Here is a 20,217-nt window from a genome sequence, read left to right on the forward strand (position 1 = left end):
AAATGTTAGCTACTTTTGATTAATCTTTTACTATGAAACTTAGGTTGTATCGTTTAAATATCCGTTAAGAAACTTCGTTGTTTGACCGTAAGGGAGTTTAAGAAGTTTTAGGATATTTAATAAGATACAATCTCTAGTTTTATTAAAAGATTAATTAAGTAGCGGTATTTCAATTATCTTCATTTTCGCTTAAACACCTTTTTTAAGAAATCAAGCCCTAACTAGTACAATAAATCAACTTATCATTTATGATTATGGACAAAAAAAGAGATGTTAATTACTTAAAATTAACATCTCTTTGTCAACAGTCTGAGAGGCATACGCCTCTTTTTTTATCCTAACATTTTTTCTAAATCTGCTTTAGCATCTCCACTTGTTAATTGTAAGTTGAATGCACCTTGTAATACTCCAAGTACTCCTGGTGATACAAATTTTGGAGCTGATGGTCCTATATAAATATTTTTAACTCCTAAGCTGAATAGTCCCAATAATATAGCTACTGCTTTTTGCTCAAACCAAGAAAGAACTATTGTAAGGGGAAGATCATTAACTCCACAATCAAAAGCTTCAGCAAGTGCTATTGCAATTTTTGCAGCTGATCCTGAATTATTACATTGTCCTAAATCTATATATCTTGGTATTTCAGTTCCAGGAACTGTTCCAAAGTCTATATCATTGAATCTAAATTTTCCACATGAAGTTGTAAGTATTACAGCTTCTTTTGGTAATGAGTTTGAAAGATCTCTATAATAATCTCTTCCTTTAGTAGGTGCATCACAACCTGCTATTACAAAAAATCTTTTTATCTTTCCAGATTTAACTGCATCTATTATTTCTGGAGCTATTGAAAGTACAGTATTGTGATGAAATCCTGTAGTTAAAGTCTTATTTGATTCAACATTAGCTTTAGGCATAGATAATACCTTCTCAATTATCGGAGAAAAATCATCGTTAACTATCTTATTTATACTTTCAAGTCCACAAGTTCCATAAGTCCAGAATCTATCACCGTATGATGCATTAGATTTTAATGGCATTAGGCAGTTAGTAGTTCCAAGTATAACGCCAGGAAATGATTCAAATAAAGTTCTTTGATCATACCAAGCTTTACCTACATTACCTTTTAAGTGAGAGTATTTCTTAAGCTCTGGATATCCGTGAGCTGGAAGCATTTCTGAATGAGTATATATATTTATTCCTTTTCCTTCAGTTTGCTTTAATAATTCTTCAAGTGCATATAAGTTATGTCCAGTTACAAGTATTGGATGTCCTTCTATTTTATCTTGAGATACTTTAACCGGAGTTGGAACACCTAGTCTTTGTGTATGAGCTCTATCAAGTAAGTCCATAACCTTAACTGTAGCTTCTCCAACCTTCATAGCCATATTTATATGCTCTTGTAGATTAAAGTTTGAATTTGTTAGAGTTGCATATAAAGCTTCATGAACAATTCCATCTACCTCTGGGTCTATCATTCCAAGCTCTCTTGCATGAGTTGCGTAAGCTGCTACTCCTTTTAATCCAAATATTATTGTATCTTGAAGACTTGCTATATCAGGATTTTTTCCACATACCCCAAACTTAGTACATCCATTCTCTGGCGTTTGCTCACATTGATAGCAAAACATTGGACTTGCCTCTTTAGTATTTTTTACTTCTTCTTTTTTTCCAAATAAGTTAAACATTTAATCTACTCCTCTCATCTATTTAAATTTTATTAATTTCTTTAATATGTACATACTATATGATTTTAGTATACTTTTCCGTACCTAATGTTACTATAAAGTAAAAAAATCGCAAACTTTGCGATTTTTTTATATTTTCTCTATTAATTTATTTCTAAGACAGACCTTATAATTCAATATTTTTATATCATCTTTAAATTCTATTTCTATCATATTATCACTTTTATTTATTACTTTTCCTGTTTTGAATCTTTTATGGTTGATTGTATCTCCTTTTTTTATAGATTCTAATTCCTCATCAGATGGTTCATTGATTTCTTCCATAAATCTCGATACAAAAGCTTTTTTCCCATATTTATATTGAGGACTTGATACATGAAGCTTATCCATAGCCCTTGTCATAGCCACATAAAGCAGTCTTCTCTCTTCCTCAATATCATCCTTGCCTTCAATAGATTTCTCGTGAGGTATAACGCCTTCAATGACCCCTATTACAAATATGTTCTTAAACTCAAGTCCTTTAGCTGAGTGAATAGTAGTTAAGATTACCTTATTCTTATCGTCATCTTTTTTCTGATTTAATATTTCTTCTTTAACCTTACTTATATGATCTAAGTAATTATCTACAGTCTTATAATTTGACGCTCCACCTTCTAACTCATTTAGTATTTCGAACAACCCAGTAGTCTTTATCTTTCTTTTTTGACAATACTCTATTAAGTATCTATCGTATTCAAGACTTGTTCTTATATAAGATATAGCATCTTTTGGAGATATTCTGCTTATATAATCAAGATCTAATTCTAGATCTTCTATAGTTTTTATCTGCCATTTGTTTAGATTTGCTTTAGTTTTTATATTAGTTAGGAAGTCGCCATCTGCCATGGCTATTTTTATGCTTTCTTTAGATATATATCTAAAAGGCTTATTTATAATTCTAGATAATTCATCGTTTAGACCTCTATATAAAGCTACATTCAAATAGCTTATAATATCCTTACTCACCCAGTGATCGTATATACTAACAACAGTATCCCTTATTGCAAACGGTATATTCATATCCATAAATACATCTACAATGGCACGCGACTGTATATTAGTTCTATATATAACACTAAAATCACTATAACTCATGTTATTTTTATTAACATTTTCAATAATTAAGCTTCCAACTTTTCTAGCCTCATCCTCAGAATCCTCTGGTGATAAAAACAGTATACCATCACCATTTCCCTTAACAGATTTTATAACCTTATTATACCTATTATTGTTATTTCTAATAAGCTTATTAGAAGTTTTAATTATCGCATCAGTAGATCTATAATTCAAATCTAAAACTATATACTTAGAGTTTGCAAAATAACTTTTAAATTCTAATAAAAAATCAGGTCGCGCACCTCTAAATCCATAAATGCTTTGGTCTTCATCTCCAACAACAAATATATTATTACTAGGAGTTGATATCATCTTCAAAACTTCAAACTGAACCTTATTTATATCTTGAAACTCATCTACCAATATATATTCATATTTTTTTCTCACTAAATTAAGTATATACTCATCCTCTTTTAAAAGACTATACGTGTGTATTAACATATCATCAAAGTCTATCTTTTTCATATCACTTTTATAATTTTCATACATAGAATAAATTTTTAGAAATTCATCATTAGATACCACGCAAGAATCAAAGTCATTAGGATTCAATAATTCATTCTTAAGAAACGATATCTCATTTACAATACCCTTTATAACATCCTCCTCCTGATAATTCTCAACATCCATACTCTTTAATATATTCTTTATCGTGTATATTTTTTTATTTTCATCTAATATGCTATCAAGCTGATAATTTTTAAATCCCCTAAGTATTCTAAAAAAAACAGAGTGAAAAGTTCCAAAATTGACCCTATTTATCAAACTATTAGAAAATAATTTCATACTTCTTTCCTTCATTTCAACAGAAGAAGCCTTAGTAAAACTAATAGCTAGTATATTTTCAGGCCTAACCTTTAAATTTTGAACTAAATTATTTATTCTATAGCTTATAACCCTTGTTTTACCAGAACCAGGTCCAGCTATTACCATACACGGACCTTTAAAGTGATTAACAGCTATACTTTGATTTTTATTTAAACTCTCACAATTCATATTCATCACCTAATTAATATAATATAACTTTTAAAATTCTCATTCAAGCACCAAAATCTATATGATATTATTATTATAGTCATATTTAAAAAAAGCAAAACTATAAGAGGTGATTCAAATGGAAGTTATAACACATAAAATAGATGAAATAATAGATATACCTAAAAACGCTTGTGTATTCGACATAGAAACAACAGGTCTTAGTTCTAAGTACAACAGCGTAATATTAATAGGTATATTATATATAAAAAATAATCAAACCATAATAAAACAATTTTTCGCGCACAATACAGATGATGAAAAAGAATTATTATTTTATTTCAAAGAAGTATTTAAAACATTTGATAAACACATAACATTTAACGGCCATAGATTTGATATTCCTTTTTTGAATAAAAGGTTTAAAAAAAATGATTTAGACTTCTTTATAGATAAAGATAATGACACCGATATACTTAAAATAGTAAAACCATATCAAAAAAAATTAAATCTCGAGAATTGTAAATTGAAAACAGTAGAAAGTTTATTGTATATACAAAGAGAGGACACCATTTCCGGAAAAGAAAGTGTTGATATGTACAAAGAGTTTGTATCCACTAAAAATGAATCACTAAAGAAAAAAATACTTCTTCACAATTACGAAGATATATATTACTTAGCTAAATTATTTAAAGTACAAGATATAATAAATTCGTTTGAAACTTATATAACTGTAAATTATCTAAATGTACATTTAAAATTAAGACTATCAAAATATAAATTTAAAGGTAATTATATATATATAGAATATTTATCTAAAGATATGATTCCAATTAATATACATGTATACGAAGACGAATATTCTATAATAAGTTTTAACCAAACAATAAAAGTAGAATTAAATTTATCATATGCAACAACCAAAAATAACAATCAAGTCATATATTTTAAACAAGATAAAATAATTCCACTAAAAATAGATTCAACTATTTTGGAAGATAATATACTCTCCCTAGCATCTTACTTATTCGAAAATATTTTTTAAAATCCATCTAATGCTGCACATTAACTAATACCGCCAACAAGTCCTACTAGCTCTGTTGTTCAAAAATTAGCATAAAAAAATGTATCTCTATATTTCCGAGATACATTTTTTTTAAATTGAAGCTATATGTATTCTATTTTTATAGTTATTTTTCTTTCCCTCTATAAGAGCCATATCAGCAAGATTGAATATTTTATCAACTCCATCTACCATTTGTGAAGATGCAACACCTATAGTCATAGTTACATCTAAACCTGTTTCTCTTGCTATATCCAGATTTGGTACACTTTTTTTTATATTTTCTAATATGTCAATCGATTCCTCCATTGACTTATATAGTATAATAACAAATTCATCTCCGCCTATACGTATTAAATAACCATCGTTTTCTCTAACTATTTGTCTTGCTAATTCACTCATCTGTACTAATACGTCATCACCTTTTTTATGACCAAACAAATCATTTATTATCTTAAAATTATCCAAATCAAATACAGCAAGTGTATAGTCTCGTTCACCTAAATCTTCTGAAATGATTTTTTCAAAATATTTTCTGTTATAACATCTTGTAAGAGTATCTTTATTTGTTATTTCATTTACTCTTTCAAATAACTTAGAATTAACAGCTGCAATACTTAGCTGTATAGAAAGTATATCGAAAAAATGCTTAGTATTTTTATTAAAAAAATTTTTATTCCTATGCTCTAGTATTATAACACCCATTCTTTTATTGGTTCTAAAATCATCTAACGGAGATATTAATATAGAATTAACATCTTCACCTTTGCAAAAACTAAAGTTTTTATTGTTCCTATCTAGAATTTTAGTTTCTTTTATCATTAAAATATCATTCGGAAAATAAGTACACATATCAATTTCATATTCATTACTGTTATATATACTTCTCGAATAAGATGTATATCTATTAATTTTTTCGTCCTTCATCCAAATACTGCATGTATCTACACCCAGTACCCCCATAAGTATATCTGTAATATTTTTCATCAATCCTTCAAAAGAATCAATAGTTCCAGATGCTTTTATAACTTGGCTTAATATCCAATTTGTAGCCTTAGACTCTTGAAGTTCTTTATTCAAATTAACATTTTCTATTCTCAATTTATCATTCAAAATCTTAATTTTTTCATACTCTATATCATTTCTCAGTCTATTTATATTTAACATTTCGTCCTCCAATTTAAGACTAATTAATTCACCTTTAAATCAAAGATACTTCTTATTATATTAATAAAAAAACAACTTATATTAATATAAGTTGTTTTCCACTGGCGGAGAAGGAGGGATTTGAACCCTCGCGCCCCGTAAAAGACCTACTCCCTTAGCAGGGGAGCCTCTTCAGCCACTTGAGTACTTCTCCATATGGAGCGGGTGAAGGGAGTCGAACCCTCGCAGCCGGCTTGGAAGGCCGGAACTCTACCACTGAGCTACACCCGCATATTGTTTACTTGACTAAAATAATAATATCATATTAACCATTGCTTGTCAACGGTTAATATGATACTTAAATTATATATTTTTTTTAGCTTCTACTAACATTTCATTAGCTTTTTCCATATATGCTATAGCTTTTTCTATATTATTAGCCACATCATCTTTACCCATTTTTTTTGATTTATCAGCCCATTCTTTAAAACTTTCCTCATGGGATTTGTTATGCTTAACCCAATGTGCCAAAAGAACCCTTAAAGTTTTTTCTTCCTTATTTTCATTATCATGAGAATGAAGACTATGATGAGAAACACAATTATCGTGGTCATGTTCATGGCTATGATGGTATCTCTTTTCAAATTTATTCATATGTATCCCCCCTATTTTATATTAAATTCTTTTTTTATAAGCTTTACAGCATCCTTTATTAAAAGAATTAAAGGTTTGTTCTCAAGTCCTATAAGTTCAAAATCTTCTGGTATTAAAGGTAATAATATTTTTAATGCTTCTGAATCTGATATAGCTTCACTCATTCTACAGGTAACCTCACCCATCATAGAATTTGGAATTACAATAGACATTGGCCCTATTATAACATTTGCTTTTTTAGAAGATACACATATAGCATTCTCACCTGTAGCCCCTTTGTTAGCATGGCTTTTCATCATAGATGAAGTTGCTATAGAGTTAGTTCCAAGTGCATATATTTCTATATAAGAAGGTAGTTCATCTCTTAAATTACTTACAATTTGAGATCCTATCCCCCCACCCATTCCATCAACTACAGCTATAATCATATTTTATCCCCCAAGTTTATTATTTACTTCTCTTCTATAATTATTTTATGATCTATAAGTCTAATCTCTTTAACTTCACCATCTACAATTTTTTGATCCCCCAGCAAATCTGCCAAGTATACTTTTCCATTTTCCGGTTTCATATACACTACATTTTCCATTATTTTTTCAAGACCATCTTCTTTACATAAATAAGCTGTTGATTCACACATTTTATAATCCTCCCTATTAATAGACAAAAAGATTTCCCCAAAGCTTTCTTCAAAAAGCCTTAAAGAAATCTTCATGATTTCTATTTTACATTCTATTATCTTCTTATTAAAGTATAACATGTTGATTTTATTTTATCAATATTATCTCTTTTTATTCCAATTATCATTTGAATATTTCTCATACAACTGTTTTGCAATTTCTATTTCATAATCAGATAGCTCATCTTCATATATTTCTATATTAAAATGTTGCTCTAATCCTTTAATTATATTTTTCTCTAAAGTATTTATATCTACTTTTTTTCCTAATTCATTTTCTATTCCTGTAGCTTTTTTTACTGTTATTTTCTTTAACTTTTCTTTCTTTGACTCATCTATTTTCATTATAGAAATTAGTTTATCTACATTAAAATCTAATACTATAGATCCATGTTGAAGAATTATTCCTTCCTTTCTAGTTTGTGCACTTCCAACTACCTTTTTATTATTTATACTTATTTCATAATGAGACTTAGAGTTAAAACACACAGAGCTTTTACCATTGTTTATATCTTTATCAGCTCGTGTTAATGGGTCCACATCAATACCGCTCATTTTGAGTCCATTTGCAAGCCCTTCACTTATATATCTGTACGTTTGCATTATTCCTCCATACATCAATGGATTCTTTTCACCTACAACAATACTATATGTAAGCTCATTATCATGTAAAACTGCCCTTCCTCCTGTTGTTCTTCTGACAAAATCAACTCCCAATTCCTTGCACACGTTTATATCTATTTCTTCTTCCATTTTCTGAAAGTAACCTATACTAATACAAGCCGGCTTCCAAGTATAAAATCTTATAGTAGGATCTATCTTTTCTTCTTTGTACGCTTTCATAATAGCTTCGTCTATAGCCATGTTCATACATCCATCATATGTCGAATTTCTTATTACTCTCCACTTTTGCACTTATATCACCTCTATATTCATTCCAAGCTCTGATATGGCTTTTAAGCATTCTTTATCTGTTAGCTGTCTAGAATAATTATATATAGTTCCTCCAGGCCTTTCATTATAGTATGGTCTGTTGCAGTCTTTACATCCAGATATTAAAAAAGGTATACCTCTTCTAATCATATCATTTTCTTTACTTTTTATATTTTTTATCTCTTTTAGTTCTCGATTTAAGAACTTAAAATCTTCTTTTTTATGTCCGCACTTGATTAAGTATGTCATAAGTTGAACCTTTCTATAATCTTGTATATTGGGCTGTTTTGCATTTTCAAGCTTAGTTCCTTTTATAGGAGTAAATGCAAATAAACTTATAGTCACGTTATTATTCATTAAATCATAATATAAATAAAATATATCTTCATGACTTTCTCCAAGCCCTGCTATTATATGAGTACTTATTTTCCCTTTATATTTATTTGCCATTTTTTTTATAAATTCAACTTTTCTATCAAAATTATTCCCCTTTATATTTTCGTATAGCTCTTTATTTGCGGCATCTATTGCAAGACCTATCTTATCTACCCCAATATCAAATAACTCTTTAATATCATGTTCAGTTTCAACCTTTGCTGATAAAGATATAGGAAATTCAATACCTGATTTTATATATTTGATAAACTCTTTTGAGTCTTTTAGTGCTTCATTTGTCCCCATAGATTGAATACAAATTCGTTTTATATTTCCCATCTTATAATCTAATAAGGATGTTAGTATATCATCCTTACTAAACTTCGGCCAAAGCACCCTAGAAAGTTTATCCTTTCTAGATTTACTCTCTACTGATTGAGAACAAAACGCACATTTATTGCCACATCCATTTCCAATCATTATATAAGCAGTAGTAGGTTTTATCTCCATAGTAGCATTAACCAACCCAAGTTCAATAGCACTTCCATAAGATAGATTTATCATAATACACAACACCTTTCTAGCTTTTGTATATTACATTTTATATTCACAGCTTCTTCTACAGCTTCTTTAGATGGCATTACTATATTGTTTATTCCACTCAGTACAGCCATTTTATCTAATTGCTTTCTATACTTACCTCTTGGTCTCATACACCCTAAGTTTATGTTTATATCTGGGAATTTCATTCTAGCTTCACATATAATATCTATTACCTCTTCTATTTTAGGTGGTTGAATTTTTTCAAAGTACGTTCCCTTAGTTGGAATTAAAACTATAAATGTTATACTATCTGGTTTTTGAGTTTCTAAATATTCTAAAGCATCGTACTCTCCTTTTATTTTACCTGAGTCTATGCCTATACATATATGAGGAACTACTCTAGTATATTTTTTTAATATTTCATATGATTTTATATAATCTTCTTTTTTCTTATCTATTTTATATACATTTCTTATAGTTTCGTCGTTCAATATAATATCGAATGATGCTACATCTATATACTCAGCTATTTTTCCCACATCTAATTCATCCATAAGCCCTAAATGAGCATTAATTTTATATCCCTTATTTTTTAGCATCTTAATATTTTTTAAATGATTTATAATCGGTACATCCCCATCAAAAGAGCATCCTCCACTAATCAAAAAGCTATCAATATTCCTATTCTTCATCTTTTCGTCTATCTCATTTATATCTGTCATATTTTTAAGATAATGCCCATTGCAGTGAGCACATTTTAGACTGCACTGATTTCCTGTAGTCGTAACAGCTAATGTCTTATTTGGATATGAAAATATAATATCTTTTCCAAAGTTATTTTCTTTAATTTTAAGAGCTTCAATCATTTTCTCTTCAAGTTTCATACTAGCACCCCAATAATTGTTTTACACTAGGAAATTTTTCTATATTAGTATGTGGTAAAAAACAAGCTGATATAAACTCATCCATGTAACTTGGATAAACACTAAGCTCTACGTAAGTCATAGAATCTGAACATTCCTCAAGCTTATATCTTGCATCCTCACTAGTTAAAGCAAGATAACATCCCATTAAAGAACTGTTTCCTATATATGAATATTTCGTTTTATCTATGTCCGGAAGCATACCTATTAATATAGATTTTTCTATATTCAAGCTACTTCCTATCCCTCCAGCTATTAATACTTTGTCTATCATGTCAAAATCCATTCCTAAACTTTCAACTAGTGTAATTATTCCCGAATACACAGCTCCCTTTGCCCTTATAAAACTATCTATATCTACTTCTGTTATAGTTATATCAGATTCTATATCGTAATCTTCTTTAAATGCAAGTACATATTCTCCTATTCCATGTTCATTAAATCTTATTCTATTAGAATTTATATTTTTGTTTATTTTTCCTCTTCTATCTATAATATTATTTATAAGCATTTCTGCTATTAAATCTATTATTCCAGAACCACATATTCCCTGTGGATTATCATTTGCTATTATGCTTAGGTTTGGCTTCAATGTATTTTTATCTATTTTGATTTTCTCAATAGCACCACTTGATGCTCTCATTCCACAACTTATCTCTCCACCTTCAAACGCCGGTCCAGCAGAGCAAGCACATGTCATTAAATAATCTTTATTTCCAAATACTATTTCTCCATTCGTTCCCAAATCTATGAATAAAACATTATCATCAGATGACCAAATTCCTGATGATAATACACCTGCTGTAATGTCACCACCTACATAACTTGCAACACAAGGAGTTATATATATATATGCATCACTATTAATTTCGATTTCAAGTTCTTTAGCTTGCATATAAGGAGATTTTGAAAATGCTGGTATATAAGGTTCCATTCTCAAATAATCCGGATATACATTCAAAAGTAAATGCGTCATCGTTGTATTTCCACCAGCTACAAGTGCTACAATATCATTTTTATCAATGCCCAACTCATTGTACATATTTTTCAAAATAGGATTTATAGTTTCATGTATTATGGCTTTATTTAATTTTTTAAGACCATCATTTTTAGTTGAATATATAATCCTATTTATAACATCTGCACCATACTTTATTTGAGCATTTCCAGAAGAAGCTTTAGCAACTATTTTCCCTTTACACAAATCAACTATACATGCTGCTACAGATGTCGTTCCTATATCTAGTGCAATTCCATAAAACTTATCGGTTGTATCACCTTCTTCTATATTCACTATATTAGTAACATTATTTTCTTTTGGTATATGAGTTATTGTAACTTTAAAGTTCCCTTTTCTCAACGTACTAGGAACCTTTCTTATAGTTTCTAACTTACAGGTTATTTTTTCATATCCAAAATTATGTCTTAAATGCCTTTTTATTCTATCAAAATCAGATATATTATCATCAAGATTTGGTAATTCTATATTTACATAGTCTTTTCTAACATATGATTTAAACTCCATGTTATTATTAGATATTAATTCTTTACAATTTTTAAGTAGTTTCTTGTATGCGTCACTAGAAGAATCTTCTATTTTCATTTTATTCATAGAAGATGATAATTTACTAGGTACTTCTACTTGTATATCTTCTATAACCTTACTATTACACGCTAATACATATCCATTATTACACTCTTCATCCGTTATATGAGTAGTTTTTTTAGTATCTACTCTTCCATTTATAATCTTTACTTTACATTTTCCGCAGGATACATTTCCGTTACAAGGTGCATCTATAAAAACATTTGCTTTTCTAGCTACTTCAAGTAAATTATCTTTATATTCACAGATAACTTCTATATTTTTTGGCATAAATTTTACCTTTATCACTTTATATCCCTCCAAAAAACACTTCCCCAGGAAAGCCCTAGGGAAGTTTATTTTTTTATTTATGCTAAAGCCGTCTCATAATCATTAGAATCTAATAATTCATCCAACTCAGACATATCTTTTATTTTAATTTTTACAATCCATGCATCATATGCATTCTCATTCATATATTCTGGCTCATCATCTAATTTTTCATTAACTTCTAAGACTTCACCTGATATAGGAGCTAATAAATCAGATGCTACCTTTGAAGATTCAACTACTCCAAATTCTTCTCCTTTTTCTATTTCATCTTCTATTTCTGGCATCTCAACAAATAGGATTTCACCCAATTGATCTTGAGCATAATCAGTAATTCCTATATAAGCTTCGTCTCCTTCTATTTTTACCCAAGTATGATTCTTAGTATATTTTAAAGCAGATGGATAATTCATTCATATACCCCCTTACATAACTTCTTCCATTTGTAATGCAGGATGACCTTTTTCTTCTAAGAATGCTAATACATCTTCAGACTCAGTAGCTATAGTTTCATCACATATCATATCTGTGAAATTTTCTACTCCATATAATTCTTTAGCAGTAGCATCTAATTTTTCTCTTACATAATCTTTTAATTCTTTTGGCATCCATACTATTCTTCTTGTTCCTTCTTCAGCTGCTACGAACTTCTTAGATGAAATAAACTGTCTACCATGACCCATGAATCCTGGAGTTTGAACTCCCCCTCCTGTCATAGATGCAAGTTCTCCAAATGTCATTCCAAGAGGTGTTATTCCTCCATGCTCTCTATTAACTATTACAAGTCCATTAGCTTCTGGCATTATTCCACAGATACATTCGAAACATCCACAAGAAGTCATAGGATCTTCCATTATACTATAAAGAGTAACTCTGTCTACTGCGCCTTGAGAAATTTGAGATACTGTTTCATTAACAGCACTCCAAACTCCAGTTCTTTCATCTTCAACTCCATCTTTTGGTACTGGCTGACAAGGTCCTGTAGGATCTAATTCCTTAGTAGCCTTAGCATCTAGCCAACTTACAGCTCCGCAAAGACCTAGTCTTTCTGGAGTTACTATACATACATGAGCTGGCGCAAATGACTGACATAGGTTACAAGAATAGAAATCATTTACACTCTCATCCGTTAATGATGCAAGTCTTGCATCTCTTGCTTCATATTTTGCTGTAGCATACTTTCCTTTAAGTTCTGATACTTTTTCTGGATCAGTTATTATAGTTACTTGACACTTATCAACAACAGATGCAAATTCATCCATCATTTTAGCATACAAAACTTCTCCTATATGATTTAATCTAAATCCTTTATCATGAGCATCTTTACCTATTCTTATCCAAGTTATATCTCTTTGACCTACATGCATTACACCTTCAATATAGTTCATAAAGTAATGAATACGTCTTTCAAGTACAGGTTCGAAATCATCTTGCATATTTTTACCAGCAACTTCTACTAATACAGCAAGAGGTAATCTTCCTGGAGCCTGTTGTATTGTATCTGTATCAGCTCCTATTATTTCAATTTTATGGTCTTCAATTTCAGAAAGCTCTCTTTTTAAAACTAATTCCCAAGACTCAGTTTTTCCTCCACCAAATTCTGCAAACATATCGCCTTTTCTGATTCTTTCTCCTTCAAATGCGGCTGCAAAAGATACAGGTATAGGAATTTCAGTTATTTTTATCTTTATTCCTCTAGCTTCAAGTGATGTAGCTACAAATTTATCATAATCTTTTTGAGTTAATAATCTAGTTGGAACTTCAAATACATCTTGATCTGTTATGACAGGGAATCCTAAAGCTATAGCTCCTGCTCCACAAGATACAACAAGCTCACTTAACGGTCCAAATGCATTTACAAATGCCGGAACTCTATTTAATGTATAGTCTAATAATGCTGGTAGGTTTCCTGGCTCTAATGCACCGAATATAAGCGCTGCTCTAACCGCTACAGATACAACGTGTATTACAGATGTAACATCGTATCCTAAAGGTATTACCCTTAAATCAAGACCCATCTTAACATCTGCTTCTATAGCTTGATCTATAACCTTACCAACCAAGAATGTTAAAAGCCCCTTAGATTGATAATCTTTTATAACCTTTGCTGCCGTTTCAGCATCAGGACACTCTCCTAATACAACTGCGACGCCAGGTATATCTCCTGTAACTAGAGGAACTCCTAGGGAACGGATTATAGGGTCACTTATATGTCCCGCACATGGTGCTTCATAAGGAGTCTCTATAGTAGAGTATTTTATAGCTTCTATAACTTCAGCTGCAACAGCAGTTCCAAGACCTGCATTAAGTCCATTTTCTAAGTTTTCTTTTTCTTCTCCTATTAAACTTTTAACAACTTCCAATGCCTTTTTAAGATCAGCTAAACTTTGCATTTTAAGTCCAGTAGCTGCATATATAACTGGAAGTGAGTATGCAGTATCAGGAAAAGCAACTTTATGATCGATTCCTTTTTCTTCTATACTTTTATTTAAGAAATCAGTAGCTGCTTCTAAAGCTTGATTAGATCCTGTAAATATAGTTTTAAATAAACTCATGTTTCTATCCCCCTAAATAATTTATTTTAAATCTCTTATAACTCTAAATAAGAATCAGCGTATAATATATTCTCTTTTATTACATCACATGATTTTATTGTATTTGTAAGTTCTTTATCACACGGATTTATTATAGCTGAAGTAAATCCATTTGCCATAGCCATTGCTAAGAAAGCTGAATCAAGTATAGGTCTTATATGTTTTGGTGCACCATTCGATACATTAGAAAGTCCTCCAGTAGTTTTAAGTCCCATTTCAGTCATCATTCTTATTGCTTCTAAAACTTCCATTTGCTTATCTTGCATACCTTTTATCACAAGACATAATGGATCAAATAATATATCTTCAGGATCCATTCCAAGCATCATACCTTTTTCAAGTAATTCTGTACAATAACCCATACGTTCATCATTATCTCTTGGGATACCTTCTTTAGCACATAAGGCAATACACATTGCATCATATTCTGCTGCTAAATCTAAAAGATCAATTCTAGGTCCTGCATCAGCAGAGTTTACAAGTGGTTTTCCATTTTCTCTATTATAAACCTTAAGACCTGCTTCTATAGCTTTTTTATTAGCTGTATCTAATGCTATTGGTATATTGTTGAAATTTTCTTGAATTAATTTAACTCCCCAAGTCATTAATTCTTCTCCATTTCTTTCAGCTGGTCCTATGTTAAAATCTATATAATGAGCTCCTGCATCTATCTGCTCTTTAGCTCTTTTTAAAATTGGCTCAGGATTTTTTTCTTCTAGCGCTTTTCTTATACTTGGTGAAATGCAGTGAATTCTTTCTCCTATTATCATGAATTTTCCCATTAATAATTACCCCCTTTTTTATATGAAGGAAGGGTAAACCCTTCCTACTTTTTCTTACTAAGAAATTGTAAAATTTCCGTTTTCTAGATAACCTATTGAAAGAGCTAAACTTGCAACTATTTTGCTCAACGGAGCCCGTAGGGATCGTTGGGTACATTAGTCAGTGCGTAGCACTAGACGAATTTTTTTATTAAGCTTTAGCAGTTATTAATTCTTCATTAAAATCTCTCAAAAATTTAGGAAGTTCCATAGATTCGTTAGTTCCTATAACAACATCCCATCCAGGTAAATTATCTTCAATGTCACCTTTTAAAACTGCTACCTTTCCAGGTATTATAAGCTTTCTGCACTTAGTTTTTTCTGATACTCCACTCTCTTTGATGAAGTTTGAAATACTACTTCCTCCGAATTTCCCAGCAGCCCAAGCTGTTAAAACAGAATATCCTCCAGCATCTGGTATTGCAAGCCACATTGGGACCTTAGATCTTTCTATTTCTCCAGCTATTATAAAGTAAGTAAGAGCAAAGTCAACAGTAACAAGAACCGGAGAATTCTCATCTGGATTATTTATAGGATAAATCTTAGGTTCAACTCTCATAGGTTTTTGAGGATCTGTATATATATTTTGTCTTAGAGCAAATAATGGAAGTGCTCTAGAATAATCTATATCATCAAGAACTATTATAGATCCATACTTAATTGTAAATAAAGAAGATATCGCAACCTCCATATTCTTGTCACCTTTTGCAATCTCATTAGCAAATACAACTGAAGGATATCCAAATGCTCTATCTCCCTCTTTTAAAGCAATTCTTCTTATTTGAACTGCATTAGTAAAGGATTCCTTAACATTGTCACCAGTAGGGTCTAATATTAACTCTTTATATCCTAATTTATGAATATTTTCTACTAAACTATATAACTCTTCAAGATTATCTGCTTTGACACCTAATGCTAATTTGTCATTTTTAACAATATCTACCATTTCTTTATAGTTTTCTTTGTTAGCTCCGTAAACTATAGGATTTTCTCCCTTAACTATTTCAAGACATTCTTTTAATACATCTATATCTTCACAAATTAACATATAAGCTACTTTTATTTCACTATCCTTGACTTTGTTTATTAATTTAATGTAATTTTCTTTATTTCCACTATATTTTAAGGCAGCTATTTCAACCTTCATTTGTTCCCCGATTCTTATGTAGTCAACTTTTTTAATGTTCTCTATCTTTGTATTTATAGTTTCATCATCCATAGAGTCAGATAATAATACTGCAAATCTATTTCTATTAACAAAACTTTTTTCGTGTCTGAAAAGTACTGTTTCTCCACCTAGTTTATACTCATTTTCACCCTTACCTATAGTTAAAGATTTCATAGGTGGTGCAGTAGCATCTGAAAGTTTAGCTAATGCTTCTTCACTCATATGAGGACATTTTGATATTTCAGTTGCTCCTGCTGCAACCTTCATAGAAAATGCCATACATGTTGGAAATCCACAATCCTTACAGTTTTTCTTTGGAGATAACTTAAATATATCTAATCCTTTTAAAGCCATTTTTCTTTCCCCCTTAACCTCTATTTATTATGCTAATTCACATACAAATTTTTTCATAGTTTCTAAAGATTTCGGATGACGAAGTATAACCGCATTCGCTCCCCCCACTAGCATACTAGATGCAGTTGATATTTCCATAGTTATTCCTCTTTCTTCTTTACTTCCCCACTCTGGAACATCTTCAACATCAGCAACAGACTCTTTAACCGACCAAACTTCAAAAGAAACAGGTGCCATTATAGGCATTTGAAGTGTTTTATCATTTTGACCAAATGCTGCAAGTCTGATTCTATCCATAGTTGAAGCAACATACTCATATCCATATCCCACAGCCGAGCAACCTATGTTCATAACTATATTTTCCTCTTTAACTCCAAGTTGGCTTAACAATATATTTAATTGCTTAGCTAAGTTTATATCAACAGAAGACTCTGCTACTACTTTATGAGGATAAGCCATACCAGCTGCCGCTCCTACTGCTTTATAGTTTTCTTCAACGGCTGCTAAAAATAAACAATTTTTACCATCAACTGCTGCTGCTACCTTTTCAAATACCTTTGCATCTTTTTCAAAGTTATTGCATCCAGAAATAACTACAGGTACCTCGACACTTTCTACTACATCCTTTGCAACTTGTGCACATTCCTCAGCAGATCTATCTAATCCATTAGGATCAGCGCCTTCAAACTTTAAGCATATAAAATCAGGTTCCATTTCTTTTTCTACAAACTTAGCCCATTCAACTGGATTTTCAGCTACATCCTTATATAAATCTTTTAATGGCTCTATCCAATTTTCTGGGAATACATCTAATATTTCTACTCCCATCTTAGGTGTATTTCCACAATCTCCATCAAAACTGTAAAATGGCATTACATTTTCTCCACCTAATTTTAAAGCTTTTTCTCCAGTTCCAATTTCAACTTCAGAAATTTTTCCTGCATATTTTTGAACAGACATTTTAAATGCCACAAAAATCGCCCCCTTAATAACTACTTTTTTAAATTTCTATTTCAGATAATATCTCTTTAATAGCTAGTTTAGATTTATTGTCTTCTGGTAACTTAACTAATGGTATTCCGCTTGAATCGTATTCATATATCATTTCATCCATCGGGACTATGCCTATTAGATTCAAACCTTGAATTGCAATTTCTTCTTTTACCCCTTCGTGTAACTGTCCATCCATTGCTTTATTAACTATTAGATGTATATTACTAACTTTTAAATTAAGTTCTTTTACAAGTTCTTTGATTCTTCCAACTGCTTGAATGCTTCTTCTTGAACAATCACTTACAAGAAATAAAGTATCTATATGTTTAGTAGTTTTTCTACTTAGATGTTCCATCCCAGCTTCATTATCTATAACTAAGTATTTATAACTATCAGATAATGAATCTGTTTGTTCCCTTAAAACTCCATTTACATAACAGTAACAACCTTGTCCTTCTGATCTTCCCATAACCAAAAGATCGTACCCATTTCCCTCTGTTACAGCGGTATTTAGTCTATACTTTAAATACTGAGCTTTAGTCATACCTCCAGGAAATCCATTTCCAGATATCTCTCTCTGACTTACTTCTTCTCTTATTTCTCCTATAGTGCATTCTACATCTACACCTAATACCTCATTTATGTTTGCATTTGCATCTGCATCAACAACAAGTATTGGATTTTCTCCTTTTTTAACCAAATTGTCTATTAAAAGCCCTGTCAAGCTAGTTTTTCCAGTTCCACCTTTTCCTGCTACAGCTATTGTATATCCCATTACTATACCCCCTAACTTGTATAACAGACAGAGCTTTTAATAAAGCTCTATCTTTATTAAGCGTCAGCTTTTGCTTTTGTAACTGAATGTACACATTCTCCATGTACATCATGTAAAGCTTCCATCAATCCTTCTGATAAAGTTGGATGAGGATGAATAGCATCTCCTACTTGTTCTACAGTAAGCCCTAAGCTAACAGCCAAAGTAAGCTCTGTTAATAAGTCTGTCGCATGAGGACCTATAATAGAAGCTCCTACTATCTTATCTTCACTATCTGCTAATACCTTTATAAACCCTTGGAATTTTCCTATTGCTTGAGCTTTTCCAAGTCCCCTAAACTCAAATTTACCTGTTTTATACTGTATACCTTTTTCCTCTAACTGCTTTTCAGTAAGCCCAACACCTGCAACCTCAGGCTCTGTATATACACATCTTGGAATAGCTGTATAATCTATTTTCTTATCTTTTCCAAGAGCATTCTGAACTGCTATCATACCTTCCTTAGAAGCTACATGTGCAAGGAAAGGGCTATCTACGATATCCCCTATTGCATATATTCCATCTATATTTGTTTGCATTTTTTCATCTACTACTATTTTTCCTCTTTCTATTTCAATCCCAAGCTCTTGTATTCCTAAGTTTTCAAGGTAAGGTTTTCTACCAACAGAAACTAACATAATATCCGCTTCTACTGATTTTCCATTATCAAGATTCGCTACGACTTTCCCATCCTCAATATTACAGTTTTGTATTTTTTTGTCTGTTAATAGTTTAATTTTATCCTTTTTAAAGCTTCTTTGCAACTGTTTAGCTACATCTTTATCTTCAAAAGGAAGAACTTGGTCATTCATCTCAACTATAGAAACTTCAGTTCCTAGAGTTCTAAAAAATTGACCAAACTCACATCCGATTACTCCACCTCCAACTATTAACATAGACTTTGGAAGTTCTTTCAAATTCAAAGCCTCATCGCTAGTTATAACTTTTTCACCATCATATGGGAACATAGGAGGTACTATAGGTACAGATCCTGTTGCAAGTATTATCTTATCCGCTTTTATTACTTCCTTTGATCCATCCTCTTTAGAAACCTCTATTTCATTCTTGCTTATTAATTTTCCAAATCCATTTACAAGCTTTACACCTTTTTTTTCAAATAAAAATTCTATTCCTTTTACAAGTTGCTCTACGATTTTATCTTTTCTATTCATCATAGATTCAAAATCTGCATTAATAGTACCGTCTATATTAATGCCATAGCTTTTAGACTCTCTAACATTCATCAACATCTCTGAACATGCAAGCAATGCCTTAGTAGGTATACATCCAACGTTTAAGCAAGTTCCACCTACTCTTCTTTTTTCTATTAATGTAACATCAGCACCCATCATAGATGCTTTAATAGCCGCTACGTATCCTCCTGGTCCTCCCCCTATTACTGCTATTTTCATCTAAAATCCCCCAAT

General features: G+C 30.9%; 18 protein-coding genes and 2 tRNA genes. 1 reads left to right on the forward strand and 19 read right to left on the reverse strand.

Annotation, left to right across the window (positions count from 1 at the left end; genetic code table 11):
- Positions 1 to 332: 332 nt before the first annotated feature.
- The gene (hcp, locus tag Tmeso_RS04090) at positions 333 to 1,685 is read right to left on the reverse strand and encodes a hydroxylamine reductase (RefSeq protein ID WP_330400292.1); all 1,353 of its coding nucleotides are present in this window, start codon (positions 1,683 to 1,685) and stop codon (positions 333 to 335) included.
- Between the two features lie 129 nt (positions 1,686 to 1,814).
- Entirely contained in the window at positions 1,815 to 3,836 is a 2,022-nt protein-coding gene (locus Tmeso_RS04095) for an ATP-dependent helicase (protein WP_099188561.1), read from the reverse strand.
- 118 nt (positions 3,837 to 3,954) lie between these two features.
- On the opposite strand from Tmeso_RS04095, the gene Tmeso_RS04100 reads away from it, so the two are divergent.
- Positions 3,955 to 4,860 (forward strand): ribonuclease H-like domain-containing protein, encoded by a 906-nt coding sequence (locus Tmeso_RS04100; RefSeq protein WP_099188563.1) that lies wholly within the window; start codon positions 3,955 to 3,957, stop codon positions 4,858 to 4,860.
- Between the two features lie 111 nt (positions 4,861 to 4,971).
- Here the strand turns inward: Tmeso_RS04100 and Tmeso_RS04105 are convergent, their stop codons facing one another.
- From Tmeso_RS04105 to lpdA, 17 genes are all read right to left on the reverse strand, one after another.
- Positions 4,972 to 6,045, reverse strand: a complete 1,074-nt coding sequence (locus tag Tmeso_RS04105) for a sensor domain-containing diguanylate cyclase (RefSeq protein WP_099188565.1) — start codon at positions 6,043 to 6,045, stop codon at positions 4,972 to 4,974.
- A gap of 102 nt (positions 6,046 to 6,147) precedes the next feature.
- Positions 6,148 to 6,238 (reverse strand) — tRNA-Ser (locus Tmeso_RS04110).
- Between the two features lie 3 nt (positions 6,239 to 6,241).
- Positions 6,242 to 6,315, reverse strand: a tRNA-Gly gene (locus Tmeso_RS04115).
- Positions 6,316 to 6,387: 72 nt separating this feature from the next.
- A complete protein-coding gene (locus tag Tmeso_RS04120; protein WP_099188567.1) occupies positions 6,388 to 6,678 on the reverse strand; it encodes a hypothetical protein in 291 nt (96 codons plus the stop codon).
- Between the two features lie 11 nt (positions 6,679 to 6,689).
- Positions 6,690 to 7,106: a DUF3842 family protein gene (locus Tmeso_RS04125; RefSeq protein ID WP_099188569.1), complete on the reverse strand. Its 417-nt coding sequence runs from the start codon at positions 7,104 to 7,106 to the stop codon at positions 6,690 to 6,692.
- A gap of 23 nt (positions 7,107 to 7,129) precedes the next feature.
- Complete coding sequence (locus Tmeso_RS04130) at positions 7,130 to 7,318, reverse strand: CooT family nickel-binding protein (protein ID WP_099188571.1); 189 nt, start codon at positions 7,316 to 7,318, stop codon at positions 7,130 to 7,132.
- 141 nt (positions 7,319 to 7,459) lie between these two features.
- A complete protein-coding gene (locus Tmeso_RS04135; protein ID WP_099188573.1) occupies positions 7,460 to 8,272 on the reverse strand; it encodes a lipoate--protein ligase family protein in 813 nt (270 codons plus the stop codon).
- On the reverse strand, positions 8,273 to 9,229 hold the full coding sequence (locus tag Tmeso_RS04140; RefSeq protein ID WP_099188576.1) for a radical SAM protein: 957 nt from the start codon (positions 9,227 to 9,229) through the stop codon (positions 8,273 to 8,275).
- Positions 9,226 to 10,092, reverse strand: coding sequence for a radical SAM protein (locus Tmeso_RS04145; RefSeq protein ID WP_099188578.1), 867 nt, complete (start codon positions 10,090 to 10,092; stop codon positions 9,226 to 9,228). The genes Tmeso_RS04140 and Tmeso_RS04145 overlap by 4 nt, the downstream gene beginning before the upstream one ends.
- Before the next feature lies 1 nt (position 10,093).
- On the reverse strand, positions 10,094 to 12,025 hold the full coding sequence (gene acsV / locus Tmeso_RS04150; protein ID WP_099188580.1) for a corrinoid activation/regeneration protein AcsV: 1,932 nt from the start codon (positions 12,023 to 12,025) through the stop codon (positions 10,094 to 10,096).
- A gap of 59 nt (positions 12,026 to 12,084) precedes the next feature.
- Positions 12,085 to 12,459 (reverse strand): glycine cleavage system protein GcvH, encoded by a 375-nt coding sequence (gene gcvH / locus Tmeso_RS04155; protein ID WP_099188582.1) that lies wholly within the window; start codon positions 12,457 to 12,459, stop codon positions 12,085 to 12,087.
- A gap of 12 nt (positions 12,460 to 12,471) precedes the next feature.
- Positions 12,472 to 14,601, reverse strand: a complete 2,130-nt coding sequence (gene acsB, locus Tmeso_RS04160) for an acetyl-CoA decarbonylase/synthase complex subunit alpha/beta (RefSeq protein WP_099188584.1) — start codon at positions 14,599 to 14,601, stop codon at positions 12,472 to 12,474.
- A gap of 35 nt (positions 14,602 to 14,636) precedes the next feature.
- Positions 14,637 to 15,422 (reverse strand): carbon monoxide dehydrogenase/acetyl-CoA synthase methytransferase subunit, encoded by a 786-nt coding sequence (acsE, locus tag Tmeso_RS04165; protein ID WP_099188586.1) that lies wholly within the window; start codon positions 15,420 to 15,422, stop codon positions 14,637 to 14,639.
- Between the two features lie 190 nt (positions 15,423 to 15,612).
- A complete protein-coding gene (gene acsC, locus Tmeso_RS04170) occupies positions 15,613 to 16,983 on the reverse strand; it encodes an acetyl-CoA decarbonylase/synthase complex subunit gamma (protein ID WP_099188588.1) in 1,371 nt (456 codons plus the stop codon).
- Between the two features lie 27 nt (positions 16,984 to 17,010).
- The gene (gene acsD / locus Tmeso_RS04175; protein WP_099188590.1) at positions 17,011 to 17,955 is read right to left on the reverse strand and encodes an acetyl-CoA decarbonylase/synthase complex subunit delta; all 945 of its coding nucleotides are present in this window, start codon (positions 17,953 to 17,955) and stop codon (positions 17,011 to 17,013) included.
- Positions 17,956 to 17,983: 28 nt separating this feature from the next.
- The gene (locus Tmeso_RS04180; RefSeq protein WP_099188592.1) at positions 17,984 to 18,751 is read right to left on the reverse strand and encodes an ATP-binding protein; all 768 of its coding nucleotides are present in this window, start codon (positions 18,749 to 18,751) and stop codon (positions 17,984 to 17,986) included.
- A gap of 56 nt (positions 18,752 to 18,807) precedes the next feature.
- On the reverse strand, positions 18,808 to 20,202 hold the full coding sequence (gene lpdA, locus Tmeso_RS04185) for a dihydrolipoyl dehydrogenase (protein ID WP_099188594.1): 1,395 nt from the start codon (positions 20,200 to 20,202) through the stop codon (positions 18,808 to 18,810).
- Positions 20,203 to 20,217: the final 15 nt, after the last annotated feature.

It is taken from the genome of Tepidibacter mesophilus (assembly GCF_002724055.1).
GTDB lineage: Bacteria > Bacillota > Clostridia > Peptostreptococcales > Peptostreptococcaceae > Tepidibacter_A > Tepidibacter_A mesophilus.

Excerpts from the sequence above, each read along its gene's own strand:
- Tmeso_RS04100 (WP_099188563.1), top strand. The coding sequence starts at position 3,955 with ATGGAAGTTATAACACATAAAATAGATGAAATAATAGATATACCTAAA.
- lpdA (WP_099188594.1), bottom strand. The coding sequence starts at position 20,202 with ATGAAAATAGCAGTAATAGGGGGAGGACCAGGAGGATACGTAGCGGCT.
- Tmeso_RS04145 (WP_099188578.1), bottom strand. The coding sequence starts at position 10,092 with ATGAAACTTGAAGAGAAAATGATTGAAGCTCTTAAAATTAAAGAAAAT.
- Tmeso_RS04180 (WP_099188592.1), bottom strand. The coding sequence starts at position 18,751 with ATGGGATATACAATAGCTGTAGCAGGAAAAGGTGGAACTGGAAAAACT.
- Tmeso_RS04120 (WP_099188567.1), bottom strand. The coding sequence starts at position 6,678 with ATGAATAAATTTGAAAAGAGATACCATCATAGCCATGAACATGACCAC.
- gcvH (WP_099188582.1), bottom strand. The coding sequence starts at position 12,459 with ATGAATTATCCATCTGCTTTAAAATATACTAAGAATCATACTTGGGTA.
- Tmeso_RS04140 (WP_099188576.1), bottom strand. The coding sequence starts at position 9,229 with ATGATAAATCTATCTTATGGAAGTGCTATTGAACTTGGGTTGGTTAAT.
- Tmeso_RS04125 (WP_099188569.1), bottom strand. The coding sequence starts at position 7,106 with ATGATTATAGCTGTAGTTGATGGAATGGGTGGGGGGATAGGATCTCAA.
- acsE (WP_099188586.1), bottom strand. The coding sequence starts at position 15,422 with ATGGGAAAATTCATGATAATAGGAGAAAGAATTCACTGCATTTCACCA.
- acsC (WP_099188588.1), bottom strand. The coding sequence starts at position 16,983 with ATGGCTTTAAAAGGATTAGATATATTTAAGTTATCTCCAAAGAAAAAC.
- acsB (WP_099188584.1), bottom strand. The coding sequence starts at position 14,601 with ATGAGTTTATTTAAAACTATATTTACAGGATCTAATCAAGCTTTAGAA.
- hcp (WP_330400292.1), bottom strand. The coding sequence starts at position 1,685 with ATGTTTAACTTATTTGGAAAAAAAGAAGAAGTAAAAAATACTAAAGAG.
- Tmeso_RS04095 (WP_099188561.1), bottom strand. The coding sequence starts at position 3,836 with ATGAATTGTGAGAGTTTAAATAAAAATCAAAGTATAGCTGTTAATCAC.
- Tmeso_RS04105 (WP_099188565.1), bottom strand. The coding sequence starts at position 6,045 with ATGTTAAATATAAATAGACTGAGAAATGATATAGAGTATGAAAAAATT.
- Tmeso_RS04130 (WP_099188571.1), bottom strand. The coding sequence starts at position 7,318 with ATGTGTGAATCAACAGCTTATTTATGTAAAGAAGATGGTCTTGAAAAA.